An 18,031-nucleotide genomic window follows, 5' to 3' on the forward strand; every position below is an offset into this window, starting at 1 on the left:
GACAGTCAACAGGACACGATGCAGACTCCATAGTATTCTGGCGGTAATGACTGTAGAGCCCCCGAGTGTGCGTACGCGCCCACGTCGACCCATCGAGGGGAAACCACTGATGGACACCTCCGAAGACCTCCGCGCCGGTGACGTCGCGCAGCGCGGTTGGGCACACGGCCGCCTGCCGCTGCCGACCGAGGGACACGACTGGCAACGCTTCACGGCCGCCTGGGACGACCTCGTCCCGGACGCCTATCTCGGCCCCGCCAGGTGCCGGCGCAACCGCCGGTACGGTCGCGTGCTCGCCCACCGCGACGGCACCCTCGAACCGCTGCTCGGCACCGAGTTCTTCCAGAGCAAGAAGATCAACCGGGCGTTCGGCGACCAGCTGCGCGTCTTCGAGCCCCTGACCGACGACGCCCTCACCAGCAGCCGCTTCAGCGAGATCCTGCAGGAGTCCGTCGGCCTGATGAACGACGCGGCCGGCAGCCGGGACTGGGAGCTCGGCATCCACTTCATCCGCGTGATCGCCGAGCCCGACGAGGGTTCGGAGCCGGCGCCCGAGGGCCGGCACTCCGACGGCCACGAATACGTGGCGATCCACCTGATCGGCCGGCACCACTGCGTCGGCGGCGAGAGCCAGGTCTTCCGCCGCGGCGAGGACCGGGCCGAGCACCGCGTCACGATGACCGACCCGCTCGAGGCGCTGGTGCTGTCCGACACGACGATGGAGCACGCCGTCAGCGAGATCCGCACCGAGGACCGCGACGTGCCTGGCTGGCGCGACACGATGATCGTCGACTTCAACACCGTGCCGGACCTCGCCGAGGTGGACGGGCGCACGCACAGCTCCCTGCAGGCCCTCTCGCTGTACTGATCGGAGGTTCGTATGAGCAGCCAGGTTTCCAGCGCGCCCGGCCGCGTCGTGCGGCGGCTGCCCGCCACGACGACCCGTCCGGAGTTCTGTCTGATCAACATCGACGACCTGCTCAACAACCGGGCGACGAGCGGCGTCGACGAGCTGACGGCCGGCCGCGTCAACGCGTGGGGCAACTCGTTCCCCGCCGAGGAGCTGCCCGCGCCGCGCACGGTGATCGAGGTCGCCGGCATCCCGTTCGTGTGGCCGGACGCCGGCGCCGACGGCGACAACGTCCGCGCCGAGGGGCAGGTCATCGACGTCCCGCCGGGCCGCTACGACTGGATCTACCTGCTGGCCGCCTCCGAGCGGCGCAGCGAGGACGTCCTGTGGGTGCACTACGACGACGGGTACGCCGACCCGCTGCGGGTGGGTGTCTCGGACTTCCTCGACGGCACGCCCGCGTTCGGTGAGGAGCCCGCGTTCAGGACCGCGCGGATGCACTACCCGCACCACGTCCAGCAGGGCCTGCCCACCACGATGTGGCTGTCCCGGATCGGGATGCCGCGCCGCGGCACGGCCCAGGCGCTGCGCCTGCCGCGGCTGGTCGCCCTGCACGTCTTCGCGGTCACGCTGGTGACCGGCGTCGACGTGCGCCTCGCGGACGGTGCGACGGCATGATCACAGCCGACTCCCTCGACCAGGTCCGGCTGTGGACCCGCGACCTCGGCAGCTGCCTGCACGGCACCATGGCCACCGTGCTCCTGCACGACGGGCACGACCCCGTCACCGTGCTGGGCGCACCGTGGGAGTTCCGCCGCAAGGCCGGCGCCTGGACGACCGAGGAGTACTACTACCACGCGTCGCCCGACTCCCTCGCCAAGCGGCTCGCGCTCTACCACCCCTTCTCCTCGACGTGGCACCAGAGCAGGGACGCGGGGCTCGGCGAGCTGCGCGACGCGCTCGCCGCCGGGGTGCTGCCGATCGCGGCCGTGGACAACTTCCACCTGCCGTTCCGGCCCGCCTTCCACGACGTGCACGCCGCGCATCTGCTGGTGGTGTACCGGATCACCGACACCGAGGTGTTCGTGTCCGACGCCCAGCCGCCGGCGTTCCAGGGCCCGATCCCGATCGCGGACTTCCTGGCGAGCTGGGGCTCGGCGAACCCGGCCGACGACGGCGACGTCTTCTTCAGCGCCAGTCCCAGCGACCGCCGCTGGCTGCACGCCCGCATGCGGGGTGAGGTGCCGCGGCCGGACCGCGAATGGGTGGCGGCCGCCATCCGGGAGAACGTGGCCCGCTACCGGCGGCCGTCCGAGGGCGACACCCTGTCCGGGGTGGAGGGCCTGCGGGACTACCTCGACGAGCTGTGCGCGCTGCCGCCCGGATCCGGCGCGGCCGAGGTCGCGCTGAGCGAGCTGTACGTCATCAGCTGGAACATCCAGGCACAGGCGGGCCTGCACGCGGAGTTCCTGCGCCGCCAGGGCGTCGAATGGCGCAGCCCCGACCTCGCCGAGGCCGCGGCACGGGTCGACGCCGTGGCGCACGGCTGGACGGGCGTGCGGATGACCGGCGCGCACTCGCGGGTCTGGGACCGGCACCGCCCGGCCGAGCTGCGGGAGCACAGCGCCGAACTCCTCCGCCGTCTCGAGGTCGCGCTCGACCAGCTCGACCGCACCGCGGACGCCGTGTCCCGGCACGCGTGACCCTGGGGTACCGCTCAGGGGGCACGGCCGGGCCGAACAGAAGGGCCATCGTGGACACCACAGACATGCCGATCGCCGTCGTCGCCTCCCGGGTCCGCCGGGAGGAGCGGCTGATCCTCGAAACCATGCAACGGCGCGGGCTGCGCCACGAGCACGTCGACCCCAGGAAGCTGACGGTCATGCTCGCCGACGGGCGGCCACCGTACCGCGCGGCGCTCATGCGCGAGGTCAGCCACAGCCGCTCCTCGTCGGTCGCGTCGACGCTGGACGCGCTCGGGGTGCCGACGCTCAACCGCCCGCCGGTGCTGGAGACGTGCGGCGACAAGCTGCGCACCACCCTCGCCTTCCACAACGCCGGCCTGCCGATCCCGCAGGCGGCGGTCGCGTGGGGTACACCGGCCGCGCTGGACGTCATGCGGAAGGTCGGCTACCCGCTGGTCGCGAAGCCGGTGACCGGGTCGTGGGGCAACCTGACGGCGCGGGTCCACGACGAGGAGCAGGGCCGGGCGATCCTGGAGCACCGCGCCGCGCTGCCCAACCCGCAGCAGCACGTGTACTACCTGCAGGAGCACATCGACAAGCCCGGCCGCGACATCAAGTCCTACGTCGCCGGCGACCGCGTCGTGTGCGCGATCTACAAGAACGCGGTCGACGACTGGCGCACCAACACCGCCATCGGCGGCGCCCCTACGCCCTGCCCGATCACCGACGAGCTCAACGACCTCGCGGTGGCCGCGGCGAACGCGGTCGGCGGCGGGTTCCTAGGCGTCGACATCCTGATCGACCAGGAGGAGCGCCTCTACGCCAACGAGGTCAACCACACGCCGGAGTTCCACGGCGCGATCGACGCCACCGACATCGACGTCGCCGGGTGCATCGTCGACTGGGTCGTCGGCACCCTCGAAGAGGTGGAGTCGACATGAGCCGGCTGCTGGCCCTGTGGAGCGCGCCGCGGTCCCGCTCCACCGTGTTCTTCCGGATGATGCTGGAGCGCGACGACCTCCTCGCCGTCCACGAGCCGTTCTGCAACATCGCCGACGACGGCCGCACCGAAGCCGGCGGTCACCCGGTGGACTCCCACGACCAGCTGATGGACGTGTTGCTGGGGATGCCGTCGACGGTCTTCTTCAAGGACACCACCGACTGCCGCTACGACGCGCTCTTCGCCCGCGAGGACTTCCTCAAAAGCGCCCGGCACGCGTTCCTGCTGCGGCACCCGAGCGAGATCATCCCGTCGTACGCGGCGATCAAACCCGACATCGCGCCGCACGAGGTCGGCGTGGAGTATCTGCACCGCATCCACCAGGCGGTCCTCGACGCCGGCGGCGAGCCCGTGGTGCTGGACTCCGACGACCTCGTCGACCGTCCCGAGGCCACGATGCGCGCGTACTGCGAGGCGGTGGGCCTGCCCTTCCGTGCGGACATCCTGCGGTGGCAGCCGGGGGAGCGGCCGGAGTGGAGCCGGTCCGCGCGTTGGCACACCGACGTCAGCGAGAGCTCCACCGTGCAGCGCACGGAGCGCTCGTACGAGCGGACGATCGGGACGGATCCCTTGCTGCGCAGCTATTTCGAGCACCACCTGCCGTTCTACGAGCAGCTGCGGGATCGACGTATCCGGATCTCCTGACGCGCCCTCGGGTTGCCGCGCACATACTGCGCAGTTACTGTTGCCTTAGCCGACACTCGACACATACGACATGCACAGGCGATATCGAAAGGCCCGGTTGATGATTATCTCAACGCCGCCGTTCTGTCCGGTGCAGTTCGACGACCCCGACCTGCTCAACTCCGCGTTCCACGCCGTCACGGACATGCACGCGCTCTGGTCGCACCTGCGTGACGTGGCACCGGTCTACAAGGCCGATCCGAGCGGCGGCCGCGAGCCGTTCTGGGTGGTGACCCGGCACGAGGACGTCACCAGAGTGCTGCGCACCCCGACCGAGTTCTCGTCGCGGCGCGGCACGATCCTCAGCGTCCTGGACCTGAACACGCCGGACATCGCCACCGACGACATGCTCGCCGACACCGACCCGCCGCGCCACGGCGAGCTGCGCAAGCCGCTCAACGAGGCGTTCGCGCCGGCGCTGGTCGAGACGCACGACGAGCTGATCCGCGGGCTGGCGCGCGACGCGATCCGGCGGGCCATCGACAAGGACGTCCACGACATCGCGCACGACACGATGATGTTCGCGATGTCGATCACCGGCACGCTGATGGGTCTGCCCCCGCAGGACTGGGAGCACCTGATGCACGTGGTGATGATGACGATCGCCTACGAGGACCCGACCTACGCCTCCGGCGACGCGATGGCCACCGTCCGCCAGGCCCGGCACCAGATGTTCGAGGCGTTCCGGGAGCAGTTCGCGCTGCGCGAGCGCGGCGCGGAGCACCCCGACGCGATCGGCGTCATGCGCAACATGGACCTGTCGGAGGGGCCGCTGTCGGAGCAGCAGGCGATGGTCAACGGCTACGTGCTGCTCATCGGCGCCAACGTGACGACGCCGCACACGCTGTGCACCCTGTTCAGCCAATGGGCGGAGCACCCGGAGCAGTTCGAGCGGCTGCGCGAGCACCGTGACGGCATCCAGATCGCCCTCGCCGAGGTGCTGCGCTGGGCGTCCCCGGTGACCGCGCTGATGCGGTACGCCATCCAGGACGTCGAGCTGCAGGGCCAGACCATCAAGGCCGGCGACCCCGTCAGCGCCTGGCTCGGCTCCGCCAACCGCGACGAGCGGGTCTTCGATGACCCCTACACGTTCGACCTGGCCCGCCGGCCCAACAGGCACCTCGCGTTCGGGGTCGGCCCGCACTACTGCATCGGGGCGGGCATGGCGAAGGTGACGCTGCAGATCTTCATGGAGGAGATGCTCGACATGGTGGACACCGTCGAGATCGCCGGCGAGGTCCAGCACGTCGCGTCGCACTTCGTGCCGGGCTACAAGAGCCTGCCGGTGCGGTTCACGCCGCGGAAGGTGGCGGCCGCCCTGTGAGCATCCAGCAGACGACACAGGCCGGCTCGTGGTTCGACCAGCGGTTCCGGTCCGTCACCGCGACGCACAGCCTCTACTGCTTCCCGTTCGCGGGCGGCTCCGCCACCTACTATGCGGGCTGGGAGCGGTACTTCACCGGGCGGGTCGAGCTCGTGCCGGTGCAGCTGCCGGGGCGCGGCGCGCGGATGGTGGAGCCGCCCGCCACCGACCTGGGCGGCCTCGCCGACCAGCTCGCCGGGGCGATCGCCGCCGAGCCGACCGAGATCGTGCTCTTCGGCCACAGCATGGGCGCCATCCTCGCGTTCGAGGTCGCCCGGCGGCTCAGGACCGCCGACCGGCCCGTCCGGCACCTGTTCGTGACGGGCAGGCCCGCGCCGCCGATCGTCCGGCCGCGGGAGCCGGTCAGCGACCTGCCCCGCGCCGAGTTCATCGACATGCTGCGCGACTACGGCGCGGCGGACGAGACCGTCTTCGAGCACGACGACCTGATCGACCTGCTCATGCCGATGCTCAGGGCGGACTTCTCGATGATCGAGAGCTACCGCATGCAGCCGGGACCGCTGCTGTCGTGCCCGGTCACCGCGTGGTGCGGCGACAGCGACCCGGGGGTGCCGCCGGCGGCGATGGCCCCGTGGGGCGAGCAGACGTCGGGCCCCTTCGCGCTGTCCGTGCTGCCCGGCGGGCACTTCTTCCTCACCGAGCACCACGCCCGGGTCGTGCGGGAGGTCCACGCCGCCCTGCGGGGCGTCTGACGTTTAGGAGCCTGGCATGGATTTCGAAGTTCCACAGAAGACGCTCGACTTCGCGGCCGAGGTCGAGCAGGTGCTGAGCTCGCCGGAGACCGCGCGGCTGCTGCGGGACGTCCATGCCCGCAGGGACGGGATGGACGGCGACGTCCGCCCCCTGTACCGGCACCTCGGCGCCGCCGGCATCCTCGCGCCCTCGTGGCCGGCCGAGTACGGCGGCCGCGACCTCGACTACACGGCGACCGTCACGCTGCTGGAGCAGCTCGTCGCGCACGGCATCCCGCAGAACCTGTACTGCATCTCGGTGCAGAACGTCGGCTCGCTGATCCTCGCGTCCGGCGACGAGCGGCAGCGCAAGGACCTGCTGCCGGCGATGGCGAGCGCCGAGACGACGGCCTGCATCCTGTTCACCGAGCCGACCAACGGCTCCGACCTCGCCGCCCTCACCACGACCGCCGTGCGGGACGGTGACGGCTGGGTCCTCGACGGACGCAAGACGTACAACCTCAAGAGCGCCTACGCCGACTTCGCGCTGATCGCGGTGCGCACCGACCCGCAGGCCAGCGTCTACGAGGGCATCACCCTGTTCCTCGTGCCGCTGGACACGCCGGGGGTGACGATCAGGCCCATCCCGAGCCTCGCCGACGAGCAGTTCCACGACATCTGGTTCAGCGACGTGCGCGTCGGCGACGACGCGGTCTTCGGCCCGCCCGGCGCGGGCTGGTCGCTGATCACGCAGATGTTCGCCGCGGAACGCACCGGCCTGGACTACTACGCGCGCGGCCGGCACTGGCTGAACATGATCGCCGAGCGTCTCGACGCCGACGGCCGCCGGCCCGGCGACGTCACGCGGGTCGGGCTGGCCCGGCACCGCACCCGCCTCGCCGCCAGCAAGCTGCTCAGCTGCCAGGTCCTGCGGAACCTGCAGGACGGCAACGCCGACATCGCCGAGTCGTCGTTCGCGAAGTGGCACTGCAGCGAGACCGGCCAGCGCATCGCCTGGTGGGCCCTGGAAGCGCTCGGACCCGACGTGCTCGTGCCGGGACCCGGCGCGGGGGACCGGATCCTGGAGGCGGCGCTGCGCGAGTCGCCCGGCGTCACGATCTCCGGCGGCGCGTCCGAGGTGATGATCGACATTCTGAGCAGCGCTCGGGTCTTCGACACCGGCAGCACCGGCGTCGCCGCGCCCGGACCGGCCCTTGACCCGCTGCAGCAGCGCCTGCGCGACGCGGTCGACGCCGTGCTGACCCGCACCGGCGACCTGTCCGCGCAGCTCGGCACGATCGGCGTGCCCGCGCTCGGCGCACCCGCCGGCATCGGCGGCGCCGCCCTCGGCCTCGGCGCCGACATCGTCGTCAACGACCGGCTCGGCCACGCGCTGCAGCCCCTCGGCGCCTACCGCGACACCGCCTTCGCCCTCGACCTCCTCGACGGCTCGCCGGACGTGCCCGCGGACACCGTCGCGGAACTGCTGGAGGGCGCGAAGCACGCCGTGGTGATCGGCGCCCGCGTCCCGTCGGACATCCGCGTCGAGGCCGACGGCACCCTGTGGGGCGCATCGGAGCCGCTGCCGCGCGCCACCGTCGGGCTGTGCGTGGTGCGCACCGACGACGACGCGTGGCACCTCGTCGTCGCCGACCCCGCCACCTGCCTCGCGGAGCCCTTCGATCACTTCGGCACGCCCGCGACCCGGGTCCGCTTCGACGGCGCCGCCGCCCGCCCGCTGCCGATCACCGCGGAGCGCTGGCGGCGCGCGCTCGCCGCGGCCCGGATCCGTCAGGCGGCGCTGCTGCTCGGCACCGCGGACCGCATCCTCGAGGTCGCCCGGGCGCACGTCAACACCCGCGTCCAGTCCGGCAGGCCGCTGGTCGAGCGGCAGACGGTCGCGCACCGCCTGGCCACCCTGATGGGGGAGGGCGACGGGTGGCGGCTCGTCCTGCACCGGGCCGCCTGGCAGTTCGACCGCGACGAGGACCCTGCCGCGGCCGGCGTCCTGGCCGCCCTCGCGGAACACGCCCAGACGGCCAGCCGGACCGCGCTGCAGCTGCACGGGGTGCGGGGCATGCTGGCCCACTCGACCACGGCCACCGCGTATCGCCAGGTCTCCGTCGAGTCCACCCGCCTCGGCAGCCCCGCCGACCTGTGGCTGGCCGCGGCCTGCCCGGCACCGCAGCGGGCCTGACCACCGACGCGGCGTCGCAGTCCGGGTCGGGCTCGCGCGCAACACGCTTGCGCGGGACGAACGGTCGTGCTTTTCTGGTCGCATGGGGAAGGGTGAGGAGACCAGGATCGCGGTGCTCGACGAGGCCGCCAGCGTCGCCCGGGCCGTCGGGCTCGGCGGGCTGACCATCGGCACCCTCGCCGAGCGCACGGCCCTGTCCAAGAGCGGGCTCTTCGGCCACTTCAAGTCCAAGGAGTCGCTGCAGGTCCAGGTCCTGCGGCACGCGCGGTCCCGGTTCGTCGACCAGGTGGTGCGGCCCGCGCTGGCCGCGCCCCGCGGCGAGCCGCGGCTGCGGGTGCTGTTCGACGGGTGGCTGCGGTGGGAGGCGGCCCCCGGCGGCTGCCTGTTCGTCACCGCCGCCGCCGAGTTCCACCACCAGCCCGGTGCCGTGCGCGAGGAGGTCGTGCGCGGCGAGCGGGACATGCTGGACATGATCTCCACCATGTTCCGGGCCGGGGTCGCGGATGGGGCGTTCCGCGCGGATCTCGACCCCGACCGGGCCGCGTACGAGTACGACGGCATCCTGCTCGCCTTCCACCAGGCGTTCCATCTGCTCGAGGACGAGCGGGCCGAGGCGCATGCCCGGGCCGCCCTCGACGCCCTGTTCATCCGCTGCTCCTGAGGAGAGTCCTGTTCATGACCGCTGTCGCAGTGTCGGTGCAAAAAAGCACGAACGATCGGTTTTTTCGAGCGCCTCAGCCGCTCCGGTCGGCGTTCCGGTTCCTCGAACACGCCGCGCCCTCGATCGGCGCCCGGTGGGCGGAGCGGATCTGGTTCCGCCTCCCTCCGAGGGCGGCCCCGGGCACGACCACCGGGCGGCCGTTCACCGTCCGGGCCGTCGGCACCGACATCGCCGGCGCCACCTGGGGTGAGGGGCCGAACATCTACCTGCTGCACGGCTGGGCCGGGCACCGCGGCCAGCTGGAGCCGTTCGTGCCCGGCCTCGTCGACCGCGGCTACCGGGTGATCGCGTTCGACGCGCCCAGCCACGGCGCGTCCGGGCCCGGCGGGTTCGGCCCGCGCTCCTCGTCGATCCCGGAGTTCGCCGCCGCGCTGCACGCCGTCGTCGCCGAGCACGGTCCGGCGGATGGGATCGTCGCGCACTCCCTGGGCTCGGTCGCGGCCGCGGTCGCGCTGTGCGACGGCCTCATGGCACAGAAGGTCGCCATGGTCGCCCCGATGGCGAGCCCGGCGTCCTACGCCCGGCATTTCGCCCGCGTGCTCGGCTTCGGCGAGCGCACCCTGACCCGGCTGACCCGGCGCGTCGAACGGCGCGTCGGTGCGCCGATGCACCACTTCGACGTGCCGGCGATCGGCGCTGCCGTACTGATGCCGCCGACGCTGATCGTGCACGACCGCGGGGACCGGTCCGTCCCGGTCGCCGACGGCATCGCGATCGCCGAGGCGTGGCCGTCGGCGCGGCTGCACGTCACCACCGGCCTCGGGCACCGCCGCCTGCTGCGCGAGCCCGCCGTGGTGGCCGAGGTGGTGAACTTCCTGGCCGCCTGACGCGCACCCAGTGGCGCGGCTCGTATACGCTCGGTGCCGACGACGAGGGTCTATGAAAAGGGACGGTTCCGGGTCTTGACGCACCTCTCCGACGCGCGGCGGTCGCGTGTGGTGCTCGTCGGCTCCAGCACCTATGACAACTTCCCGGCCATCCCCGCCGTCACCAACAACCTCACCGCGCTGCGGGACGTGCTGATCGACCCGGACCGCTGGGGTCTCGACCCCGACGCGTGCCGGGTCGTGCACAATCCGGAGACCCCGCGCGACGTGCACGCCGTCATGCGCCGCGCCGCCGCCGAGGTCGACGTGTCCGGCCTGCTGCTGCTGTACTTCGCGGGCCACGGCGTCATCGACCCCGACACCGGCGTGCTGCACCTCGCGGTCGGGCAGACCGTGCCCGACTCGGCGTACTCCAGCGCCGTGCCGTTCGACTGGGTGCGCCGCCTCGTGCAGGGCAGCCGCAGCGCACACCGGGTCGTCGTCCTGGACTGCTGCTACGCCGGGCGCGCCATCCCCGGCCTCGGCACCGACGACGACGCCGCGCTCGCCTCCCAGGTCGAGATCGACCGCAGCTGCGTGCTCGTCGCCGCGTCCGGCAACCGGATCGCGCTCGCGCCGCCCGACGAGCCGCTCACCGCGTTCACCGGCGTGCTCGTCGAGCTGCTCCGCGACGGCGTCGAGGGCGGGCCCGCGCTGCTGGACCTCGGCACGCTGCACGACGAGATCCGCCGGGTGCAACGGGCCCGCGGCCGCCCGATCCCGGAGCTGCGCGCCCGCAACGGCGGCGACCGCATCCCCATCGTGCACAACGCCGCCGCGCCGCTCCCGACCGCCGCGCCCCCGCAGCCGCCCAGGCCGGTGCCGGCGCGGCCCGACAGCTCCCTCGTCGGGCGGGTCCTGCGCGGCGCGGAGGGCGGCGGCGACCCCGAGCTCGCCGGGGACCTGGCGATCCTCGCCCACTCGCCGATCGAGGGCGCCATCGGCGTGCGCCTGGACCGGCCCGCGACCCGCTCCCCGGCGCACGTCCTCGGCGACGAGCTCGCCGGGTCGCTGCACGTGCCCGCGGTCCTCGACGGCGGCCCCGTCCGCGACGTGATCCTGCTGCTCGGCGTGCTGCGGCCCGGCATGACCGCACCCGGCGGGTGGCGGGTGGTCGGCGGCGGACTCGTCGTCGTGCCGCAGGACGCGCACCCCGCCCTGGCCGAGGCCGTCATCGACGCCGCGTATCTCTTCGTCGGCTACCTCGGCTGGCGCCCGCAGCAACTGGAGACGGAGCTGGCGGCGGGCGACCTCACCGACACCGGCACCGACCTCGTCACCTGGCTCGACGACCCGCGGCACGCGAGGTGAGCGCATGACTGAGCCCGCCGCCCGTGAGGTGACCTCATGACCGGACTGGAGCGCAGCGGAGGGCCGGTCATCATGGGCGCAGTGTTTCGGTCGGGTCGGCGCCGGAGCGCAGCGGAGGCGACGGCATGACCGGCACTGAACAGAGCCTGGTGAACCGGCTGGTCACCACGATCCGCAAGGGACGGGACATCACGCTCGTCCTCGGGTCGGGGCTCACCGCGCGGGTCGTGCCCGGCGTGGACCGGATGGTCGACCTCGCCGACGAGTTCGTCGGGCAGACGCTGCAGAACACCGACCTGCAAGCCGCTCTCGCCGGGCTGCGCGCCACCCGCCGCGACGCGGCGCTCTACACCGCCTACCGCCGAGCGTTCACCGAATGGCTGTCCCCGGTCGAGTTCGACATCGTCGTGCAGAGGGCCGCCCTCGAGGCGTACCGGCCCGCCCGCGCCGCCACCCCCGCCTGGGAACGCGTCGGCTACCACCGGGGCGTCCAGTTGGAGGACGACCGCGACGCCTGGTCGCTGCCCCCGGGCGTCGTCGCCGTCGGCGAGCTCCTCGCCGGGCTGCCGGACCGGTTCCAGCGGCGGGTCATCACCACCAACTTCGACCCGCTCATCGAGATCGCGGTCCGCCGCGCCGGCGGCACCGCCCGCGCGCTCACCCTCAACCGCGACGGCACGTTCGCCGGCCCGCTCGGTCCCGCCGGCGGCGTCGACGTCCTGCATCTGCACGGGTACTGGCGGCCGACCTCCGAATCCGACGAGCGCGCCCTGCTGCACGACCCGGAACCGCTGCGCGCCGACGACCAGGTCATCGTCGCCGCACTGACCGAGGCGCTGCGCGGCGACACGATCTGCGTCGCCGGCTACCCACCGGGCCGCGGCGACGCGCTCACCCGCGCCGTGCACGAGCAGGCCGACGTGCTGTGGGCCCGGCACGACGACGACGCGTCCCCGGCCGGCGCCGCGCTCGTCTACACCGGGGTCGACGTCGACCGGCTGTTCCCGGCGGTACGCCGCGGCCTGGCCACCCTCCCGCCCTCGCCGCCACCGGCCGCCGCGCCCAGCGTCCCCGCCCCGCCGGGGGTCGCGCCCGCGGGCACCGCGCTGCACCGGGTCCACCTGCCCACCCTCGAAGCCGTCCTCGGCGCGCGGCCGTCGGCGGTGGAGCTGCTGCGCCAGCTCGACTACGAGTTCCGCTGGCGGCGCTTCGACGACACCCCCGACACCCCGCTCGACCTGGTCTTCTGGCCGGTGCGCCTGCGTCAGCCGACCCTCATCTACGCCGTGCAGGCGACCGTCGCGGCGGCCCTGTCCGCGCGCGGTGTCCGGGTCGTGCTGTGCTTCGACGACCTCGCCGGCGACCAGCACACGCGCAGCTGGCGGGCCAGGTTCACCGACGAGGTCGAGCGCTGGTTCGCGTTGGTGGAGGGCGCCCGCCCGCCCGAGGTCGACTCGCTCATGTCGTTCTGCTCGCCCGGCCGGGTCGCCGAACGCCTCCAGGACCCGGAGCTGCTGCGCCGCCCGACCCACCCGTGGGCGGTGCAGCTGGAGTACTACCGCGGCGACCGGATGATCCTCGACGTCGCCCGCGCCGCGAAGGCGTTCCCCGGCGTCGGCGATCTCGACCTCGACGACGCCCTGGTCGGCGCGCAGATCCGCACCACCCGTGCCGAGCGGCTGATGAGCACCCCGGCGATCTGGGCCTACCTGCAGTACCTGCTGCGCGACACCCGCCCCGAGGCCGTCATGACCCTCGGCGGCGAGGACGAGTCGGTCATGTGGGACCAGTGGCACGACACCTTCCCCGACGCCGTCGGTCACCTCTTCCACCCCGTCATGGCCAACGTCCGGCAGGACGCGCGGATGCTCGGCGCCCGCAGCTTCCGCGAGGTCGAGGACCACCTGCGCAAGGCGATGCGCCTGGAGAGCTGGGACCGCGAGGACCACTACCTGCACTGGATCGTGCAGCACGCGGTCGTGCTGCACCGGTACCTGCGCAACCGGCCGCCGCTGTCCTACGACGGGCGGCTGCTCGACTCGTGGGAGACGATCCGCGCCGCGCTGATCGACCCGAGGCAGCGCGCCGGCACGGTCAGGGTCATCGCCCGCGAGGTGGCGGCGCTGCTCATGCACGAGTCGGTCTGATCGGCCCATGCGCGGCGCCGCACCCGGAGGTACCGTCGAAGACATGGGCGCTTCCCCCGCCGACCTGCACGACCACGCAGACCTGCACGATCACGCAGACGCCGCCGACCCTGCCGACCTGGCCCTGCTCGACACCGCGGAGCAGGTCTGGGGTCCGGACCTGCTGGCCTATCTGCTCGGCGCGGGCCTCGACGCGCCCCTGGCGGGCTGGTCCGCCGAGGCCGCGGTCCACGAGCCCGCCACCCGCCGCCGGCTGCGGTGCGTGCTGGACGTGCAGCGGCTGTTCGACCTCGGCAGCGTCGCCCGCGCCTGGGCCCGCGACCTTCACCCGGCCCTGGGCTTCCGCAGCCCGGCGAGCGTGATCCGCACCGGCGGCGAGGATGAGCGCCGAGCGGTAATTGAGCTCGCCGAACGCGACTCGCTCAAGCCGCGCTGACCGGTTCGGCCACGGACAGGGCTGGGCAGTGGCATGATTCGCCGCGTGACCCGGCTTTCCGCCCCGGACCGTGTGCTCTCGGCGTCGGACTTCAAGCTCGAGAGCATCGACCTGTACATCACGTCGCGCTGCAACCGGCGCTGCACGTACTGTTTCCTGCCCGACGCCTACTTCGACCGCACCCGGCACATGCCGCCGTCGACGGTCGCCGCGATCGTCGCGTGGGCGTCCGGGTCCGCCACCGAGATCACCGTCCTGGGCGGCGAGCCGGCGCTGCACCCGCAGTTCACGGCGATCGTCCGGGACACCGCGGCCGCCCCGGTCCGGGTCCGGACCGTCACCAACGGCAGCCGGCACTTCCGGGCCGCCCTGCCCGCCGTGCACGAGGCGCTCAGCCGGGTCGCCGTCAGCCTCGACGCCCCGTCCGCCGCCGTCGTCGACCGGCTGCGCGGCCGCGGCGCGTTCACCGACGCCGTCGCGACAGTCGACGAGCTGCGCGCCGCCGGCGTGCCGTTCGACCTCAACTGCACCGTCCTCGCCGACACCGTCGGCCTGGTGCCGGAGATGCTCGCGTACGCCGAGGCCAGCGGCGCCGGCCGGCTCAACATGCACTGGTTCTCACCCGTCGGCCGGGGCGCCGAGCACGCCGCCGACCAGTCCGTGCCCGCCGGTGCGTGGCGCCGCCAGGTGCTCGACGTGGTCGCCGCCTACCGCCCGGTCCGGCAGTCGTTCACCGTCGACTGCCAGGTCGCCTTCGACTTCCCCGTGCCCGGCGCGGACCGTGGGGTGTGCGCGGTCCGCGACCGCACCAACCTGCAGTTCCTGCCCGGCGGCGCCGTCTTCTCGTGCGGGATGCTGCTCGAGGACGAGGCCCTCGCCGCGTACCAGTGGCACGACGGCCGCCTGATCCGCCGCGGCGGTGACACGGAACTGGCCCGGACCGCGACGGCGTGCACCGGCTGCCCGCTGCGCCCCTCGGACGGCGGGCACCAGCCGATCTGCATCTACAACCGGCTCGCGGTCTAGAAGAGCAGCTCGCGGGCGTCGGGGTCGCCGAGTCTCGCCTTCGCCAGCTCGGCGTAGTTGCGCGGCTCAGGGCGTCCCACCAGCCCGGCGACCTGGTCCCGGGCCGCCGCGATCTGCGCCGGGGGTCCCTCGAACTCCGCATACGCCCCCAGGAGCGGCAGCTCGTCGACCGCGACGACGAGGCCGTCGCGCCGGAACTCGCGTCGCCGCTTCGCCAGCCGCCACACCAGCGTCAGGCCTTGCGCGGCGAACGCGGCTCGTACCGTGGCGGCATCGGCGGGAAACTCGACCTCGATGCGACGGTAGGTGCCGTCCTCGGCGTGCGTGCGGGGCCCCTTGAACCCGGCCGTCGCCGCGCCGGCCACGACCCGCAGGCGGGCCACGAGATCCTGCCCGCGCAGCCCGCCGCCGGGGGTGTCGTAATACTCGTCGAGCTGCTCCCGCACCGGCCCCGGCTCGAAGCCGAGCGCCGCGAGCCTGGCCCCGAGGGCGGCCGGGTCGGGCACGGGATGCTTGCTCTCGACCTCGTCCACCCCGCCGGCCATGCCCCAATGCTACGACCGCTGCCCGGTGCGGCCGGCGGCCGCGATGAAGGCGGCGAGGCCGTCGAGGAGGCGGTCGAGGCCGTACACGAACAGCCGGTCCAGATCGGCGCGCCCGGCGGGAGCCCGGCGCGTTCGACCTGCCGGACCGCACCCCGGCGCCGCGGGGCCGCTAACCGTTGCGGTGGTGCTTCTTCACGAATGTGTACCCCGGTGGCAGCGCGGCTTCGTCGAACTCCTCGTGCTCCACGGTCTGCTGGTGCAGGCTCAGCTGCCGCTCCGACGCCTGCGCCCCGGGCGGGAGCCGGCGCAGGAAGCCGTTGACCCAGTGCTCGCGGCGGTCGCTGCCCTCGCCGGGTTCGTCGGGATGCGAGCCCGGCTCGACGAGCGGCGCGTAGAGCAGCATCCCGGCGGGCTCGTCACCGTCGGCCGCCGGATACGACGGGTGCCCGGTCGCGTCGACGCTGCCCTCGACGCGGGTCACGTAGCCCTCGCGGAGCAGCTGGTCGACGGCGTTGCGGAGCAGGAACGTGCCCCGGTTGCCCCGGCCGAGGCCGCTGCGCCTGGCGAGGTCCGCCTCGGCGAACACCGCGCTGCCGTCGTCGAGGACGTTGCCGGAGTGCCGGATCGTGTGCAGGACCTTCGCCCAGTTCGCCGGGCCCGGCCGGTATTCACGGGTGACGACCTTCGGGTCGTACTCGTGGAAGTAGAGGACGCCGTCGACGCGCAGCGGCTCCACGAGCGCGGCGGTGCGCACCACGACCTCGTCCCTGGCCGCCCGCCAGATGACGGTGGCGAGGACCCCGGGCCGCACGTCCTCGGGCCACTCGATCCCGGCGAACTGCCAGCCGATGTCCTGCCGCAGCGTGGCCGGGAAGACCTGCCGCGACGCGGTGCCCCCGTGGATCTTGTGCTCGACCGCGACGGGCACGGTGGTCAGGTGCCGGAGGGCCTCGACGCACTCGTCCGGCACGTCGCAGACGCCACCGTCCAGATCCGCCCGCCGCAGCGCCAGCCGCCGGGTCACCGTCCTCATGATCCCTCCAATGCCCCGAACATACCCGCCGCGCCCCCTGCCCCGCGACGGCGGTCGTCGCGGGCCTGACAAGGGTGCGGGAGAGGTTGTATGCTCCCGCCGATGACTACCTCAGGTCGTAGATTGGGGGTCCCATCCGCGCAAGGTGAGTGCTGATGCATTCTCTTGACGCGAGTGGGGACACCCGCCGCAGTTTCTGGCAGCGCGTGCGCGAGTTCGCCGTGCCGCATTCAATGATCGAGTCCGCGACCGCCCGCCGGCATGCCGGTGACTGGGCCGGGGCGTGCGCAGCCGCGCGCGTCGACGTCGACCTCGACCTCAAGGCAGTGGCCCGGGGCGGTGGCGTGGCGCTCGCCGCGCGGATCCGGGCCGACCTGCGACATCTCGCCCCAGATCTGCTGCGCTGGCACATGCCGCGGATCGCCCCCGACGGGTTGCTGCGGCCCGGGCTGACCGTGTCGCTCGCGCGGTACGACGGCGTGCATCTCGTCGCCCGGACGCCGCCGGCGTGGGCGGATGCCGGGCAGCGGATCAGCCTCGCGTTGTGGGACGGGGCGCTGCGCGTACGACATCCGCATCCACATCCGGATCAGCGGTTCCGGCTCGACCTGCACCGCCACCTCTGGGACGCGCGCAGGGCCGGTGAGCTGCGGGTCCGGGCGGGGCGCGGCGGCCCGCACCCGGCGGCGCCGCCGGGACTCGGGTGCGCCACCGACCGGTGGGCGGCCGAGGCCGCGATCCTGCTGGACGGCGGGGACGGCGCCGTGACCGTGCGGCTCGGCGCCCGCAGTCGCGTGGTCGTCCGCGTCGAGCACGGTGCGGCGTCGAGCATCACGCCGGTCCGCGGGCGTGGTGGCGGCGCGGGGCCGGTCCTGCCGGACGCGGCGACGTGGGTGCTGCCCGACCTGGAACTGTTGCGTTCGGGGCTGCTCGGCGCGGATCGGTTGCACCCGTTGGTCGCCGCGGCGTTGGTACCGCGGCAGCCACCGGACACCGCGCGCGTGCCGGACGATCCCGGTGCGCCACCACGCCCGCGGATCGTCGACTGTCGTGGCGCCCGGCACCGGATCGGGCTCGTAGGTGGCGTGCTGGTCGCGTTCGATCACGATCCCGCCGAGGTGCGCCGGGAAGAGCTCCTCACGGCCCTCGGCGGGCCGCCGTTGCCGTGCCTGCAGGCGATCGACGACGCGCACCGCCGGCCGGAGTGCCTCGTCGACGTGCGGGCCCGCCTCGACCACGGCGACGCCGAAGGTGCCCTCAGCGCGGTCGAAGGGCTGCTCGGTGCCGACGCGCTGCTCCGCCACGGCGCGCTGCGCGAAGCGCTGGAGCAGGCGGCGCGGCGGAAGGTCGTGCACGGGCTGTTCCGCGCCGGCCTGGCCGACGCGGGTCCCGCGCCGGCTCGCCGGGGCCGCCGCAACCGCCGCACCGCCACGCGCTGAGCCCCGCACAGGTCGCGCGCGCCCCAAACCCTGGGC

General features: G+C 73.4%; 17 protein-coding genes. 15 read left to right on the forward strand and 2 right to left on the reverse strand.

The features are described 5' to 3' along the window. The first annotated feature begins 109 nt into the window (after positions 1-109). From ABZS58_RS07520 to ABZS58_RS07585, 14 genes are all read left to right on the forward strand, one after another. Complete coding sequence (locus tag ABZS58_RS07520) at positions 110-868, forward strand: 2OG-Fe dioxygenase family protein (protein ID WP_354778667.1); 759 nt, start codon at positions 110-112, stop codon at positions 866-868. Between the two features lie 12 nt (positions 869-880). Then, the gene (locus ABZS58_RS07525; RefSeq protein ID WP_354778669.1) at positions 881-1,528 is read left to right on the forward strand and encodes a hypothetical protein; all 648 of its coding nucleotides are present in this window, start codon (positions 881-883) and stop codon (positions 1,526-1,528) included. Further along, positions 1,525-2,553: a BtrH N-terminal domain-containing protein gene (locus ABZS58_RS07530; RefSeq protein ID WP_354778671.1), complete on the forward strand. Its 1,029-nt coding sequence runs from the start codon at positions 1,525-1,527 to the stop codon at positions 2,551-2,553. Before ABZS58_RS07525 ends, ABZS58_RS07530 begins: the two co-directional genes overlap by 4 nt. 50 nt (positions 2,554-2,603) lie before the next feature. After that, a complete protein-coding gene (gene lysX, locus ABZS58_RS07535; RefSeq protein WP_354778673.1) occupies positions 2,604-3,476 on the forward strand; it encodes a lysine biosynthesis protein LysX in 873 nt (290 codons plus the stop codon). Next, on the forward strand, positions 3,473-4,180 hold the full coding sequence (locus tag ABZS58_RS07540; RefSeq protein ID WP_354778675.1) for a hypothetical protein: 708 nt from the start codon (positions 3,473-3,475) through the stop codon (positions 4,178-4,180). Before lysX ends, ABZS58_RS07540 begins: the two co-directional genes overlap by 4 nt. A gap of 100 nt (positions 4,181-4,280) precedes the next feature. Next, the gene (locus ABZS58_RS07545; protein ID WP_354778677.1) at positions 4,281-5,543 is read left to right on the forward strand and encodes a cytochrome P450; all 1,263 of its coding nucleotides are present in this window, start codon (positions 4,281-4,283) and stop codon (positions 5,541-5,543) included. After that, a complete protein-coding gene (locus ABZS58_RS07550; RefSeq protein ID WP_354778679.1) occupies positions 5,540-6,295 on the forward strand; it encodes an alpha/beta fold hydrolase in 756 nt (251 codons plus the stop codon). Before ABZS58_RS07545 ends, ABZS58_RS07550 begins: the two co-directional genes overlap by 4 nt. A gap of 16 nt (positions 6,296-6,311) precedes the next feature. Next, the gene (locus tag ABZS58_RS07555; protein ID WP_354778681.1) at positions 6,312-8,471 is read left to right on the forward strand and encodes an acyl-CoA dehydrogenase family protein; all 2,160 of its coding nucleotides are present in this window, start codon (positions 6,312-6,314) and stop codon (positions 8,469-8,471) included. A gap of 82 nt (positions 8,472-8,553) precedes the next feature. Beyond that, positions 8,554-9,132 carry a TetR/AcrR family transcriptional regulator gene (locus ABZS58_RS07560; protein WP_354778683.1) on the forward strand — a complete coding sequence of 193 codons (579 nt, stop codon included), beginning with the start codon at positions 8,554-8,556 and terminating at the stop codon, positions 9,130-9,132. A gap of 14 nt (positions 9,133-9,146) precedes the next feature. Then, the gene (locus ABZS58_RS07565; protein ID WP_354778685.1) at positions 9,147-10,019 is read left to right on the forward strand and encodes an alpha/beta fold hydrolase; all 873 of its coding nucleotides are present in this window, start codon (positions 9,147-9,149) and stop codon (positions 10,017-10,019) included. Between the two features lie 75 nt (positions 10,020-10,094). Next, positions 10,095-11,369 (forward strand): YqgE/AlgH family protein, encoded by a 1,275-nt coding sequence (locus tag ABZS58_RS07570; RefSeq protein ID WP_354778687.1) that lies wholly within the window; start codon positions 10,095-10,097, stop codon positions 11,367-11,369. Between the two features lie 125 nt (positions 11,370-11,494). After that, the gene (locus ABZS58_RS07575) at positions 11,495-13,516 is read left to right on the forward strand and encodes a hypothetical protein (protein ID WP_354778689.1); all 2,022 of its coding nucleotides are present in this window, start codon (positions 11,495-11,497) and stop codon (positions 13,514-13,516) included. Between the two features lie 43 nt (positions 13,517-13,559). Continuing rightward, positions 13,560-13,952 (forward strand): hypothetical protein, encoded by a 393-nt coding sequence (locus tag ABZS58_RS07580; protein ID WP_354778691.1) that lies wholly within the window; start codon positions 13,560-13,562, stop codon positions 13,950-13,952. 45 nt (positions 13,953-13,997) lie between these two features. Then, complete coding sequence (locus tag ABZS58_RS07585; RefSeq protein ID WP_354778693.1) at positions 13,998-14,978, forward strand: radical SAM protein; 981 nt, start codon at positions 13,998-14,000, stop codon at positions 14,976-14,978. Here ABZS58_RS07585 and ABZS58_RS07590 read toward each other — a convergent pair. Beyond that, positions 14,975-15,523 carry a CYTH domain-containing protein gene (locus ABZS58_RS07590; RefSeq protein ID WP_354778695.1) on the reverse strand — a complete coding sequence of 183 codons (549 nt, stop codon included), beginning with the start codon at positions 15,521-15,523 and terminating at the stop codon, positions 14,975-14,977. The two genes, ABZS58_RS07585 and ABZS58_RS07590, sit on opposite strands and share 4 nt — an antisense overlap. A gap of 169 nt (positions 15,524-15,692) precedes the next feature. Next, on the reverse strand, positions 15,693-16,556 hold the full coding sequence (locus ABZS58_RS07595) for a hypothetical protein (protein WP_354778697.1): 864 nt from the start codon (positions 16,554-16,556) through the stop codon (positions 15,693-15,695). A 155-nt stretch (positions 16,557-16,711) separates the two neighbouring features. On the opposite strand from ABZS58_RS07595, the gene ABZS58_RS07600 reads away from it, so the two are divergent. Beyond that, entirely contained in the window at positions 16,712-17,995 is a 1,284-nt protein-coding gene (locus ABZS58_RS07600) for a hypothetical protein (RefSeq protein WP_354778699.1), read from the forward strand. The last annotated feature ends 36 nt before the right edge of the window (positions 17,996-18,031 follow it).

This window comes from Dactylosporangium sp. NPDC005555 (genome assembly GCF_040605635.1).
GTDB lineage: Bacteria > Actinomycetota > Actinomycetes > Mycobacteriales > Micromonosporaceae > Dactylosporangium.

Bases quoted from the DNA above. Each gene is read 5' to 3' on its own strand.
- ABZS58_RS07520 (WP_354778667.1), top strand. From the start codon at position 110: ATGGACACCTCCGAAGACCTCCGCGCCGGTGACGTCGCGCAGCGCGGT.
- ABZS58_RS07525 (WP_354778669.1), top strand. From the start codon at position 881: ATGAGCAGCCAGGTTTCCAGCGCGCCCGGCCGCGTCGTGCGGCGGCTG.
- ABZS58_RS07530 (WP_354778671.1), top strand. From the start codon at position 1,525: ATGATCACAGCCGACTCCCTCGACCAGGTCCGGCTGTGGACCCGCGAC.
- ABZS58_RS07540 (WP_354778675.1), top strand. From the start codon at position 3,473: ATGAGCCGGCTGCTGGCCCTGTGGAGCGCGCCGCGGTCCCGCTCCACC.
- ABZS58_RS07545 (WP_354778677.1), top strand. From the start codon at position 4,281: ATGATTATCTCAACGCCGCCGTTCTGTCCGGTGCAGTTCGACGACCCC.
- ABZS58_RS07555 (WP_354778681.1), top strand. From the start codon at position 6,312: ATGGATTTCGAAGTTCCACAGAAGACGCTCGACTTCGCGGCCGAGGTC.
- ABZS58_RS07560 (WP_354778683.1), top strand. From the start codon at position 8,554: ATGGGGAAGGGTGAGGAGACCAGGATCGCGGTGCTCGACGAGGCCGCC.
- ABZS58_RS07565 (WP_354778685.1), top strand. From the start codon at position 9,147: ATGACCGCTGTCGCAGTGTCGGTGCAAAAAAGCACGAACGATCGGTTT.
- ABZS58_RS07575 (WP_354778689.1), top strand. From the start codon at position 11,495: ATGACCGGCACTGAACAGAGCCTGGTGAACCGGCTGGTCACCACGATC.
- ABZS58_RS07580 (WP_354778691.1), top strand. From the start codon at position 13,560: ATGGGCGCTTCCCCCGCCGACCTGCACGACCACGCAGACCTGCACGAT.
- ABZS58_RS07590 (WP_354778695.1), bottom strand. From the start codon at position 15,523: ATGGCCGGCGGGGTGGACGAGGTCGAGAGCAAGCATCCCGTGCCCGAC.
- ABZS58_RS07595 (WP_354778697.1), bottom strand. From the start codon at position 16,556: ATGAGGACGGTGACCCGGCGGCTGGCGCTGCGGCGGGCGGATCTGGAC.
- ABZS58_RS07600 (WP_354778699.1), top strand. From the start codon at position 16,712: ATGCATTCTCTTGACGCGAGTGGGGACACCCGCCGCAGTTTCTGGCAG.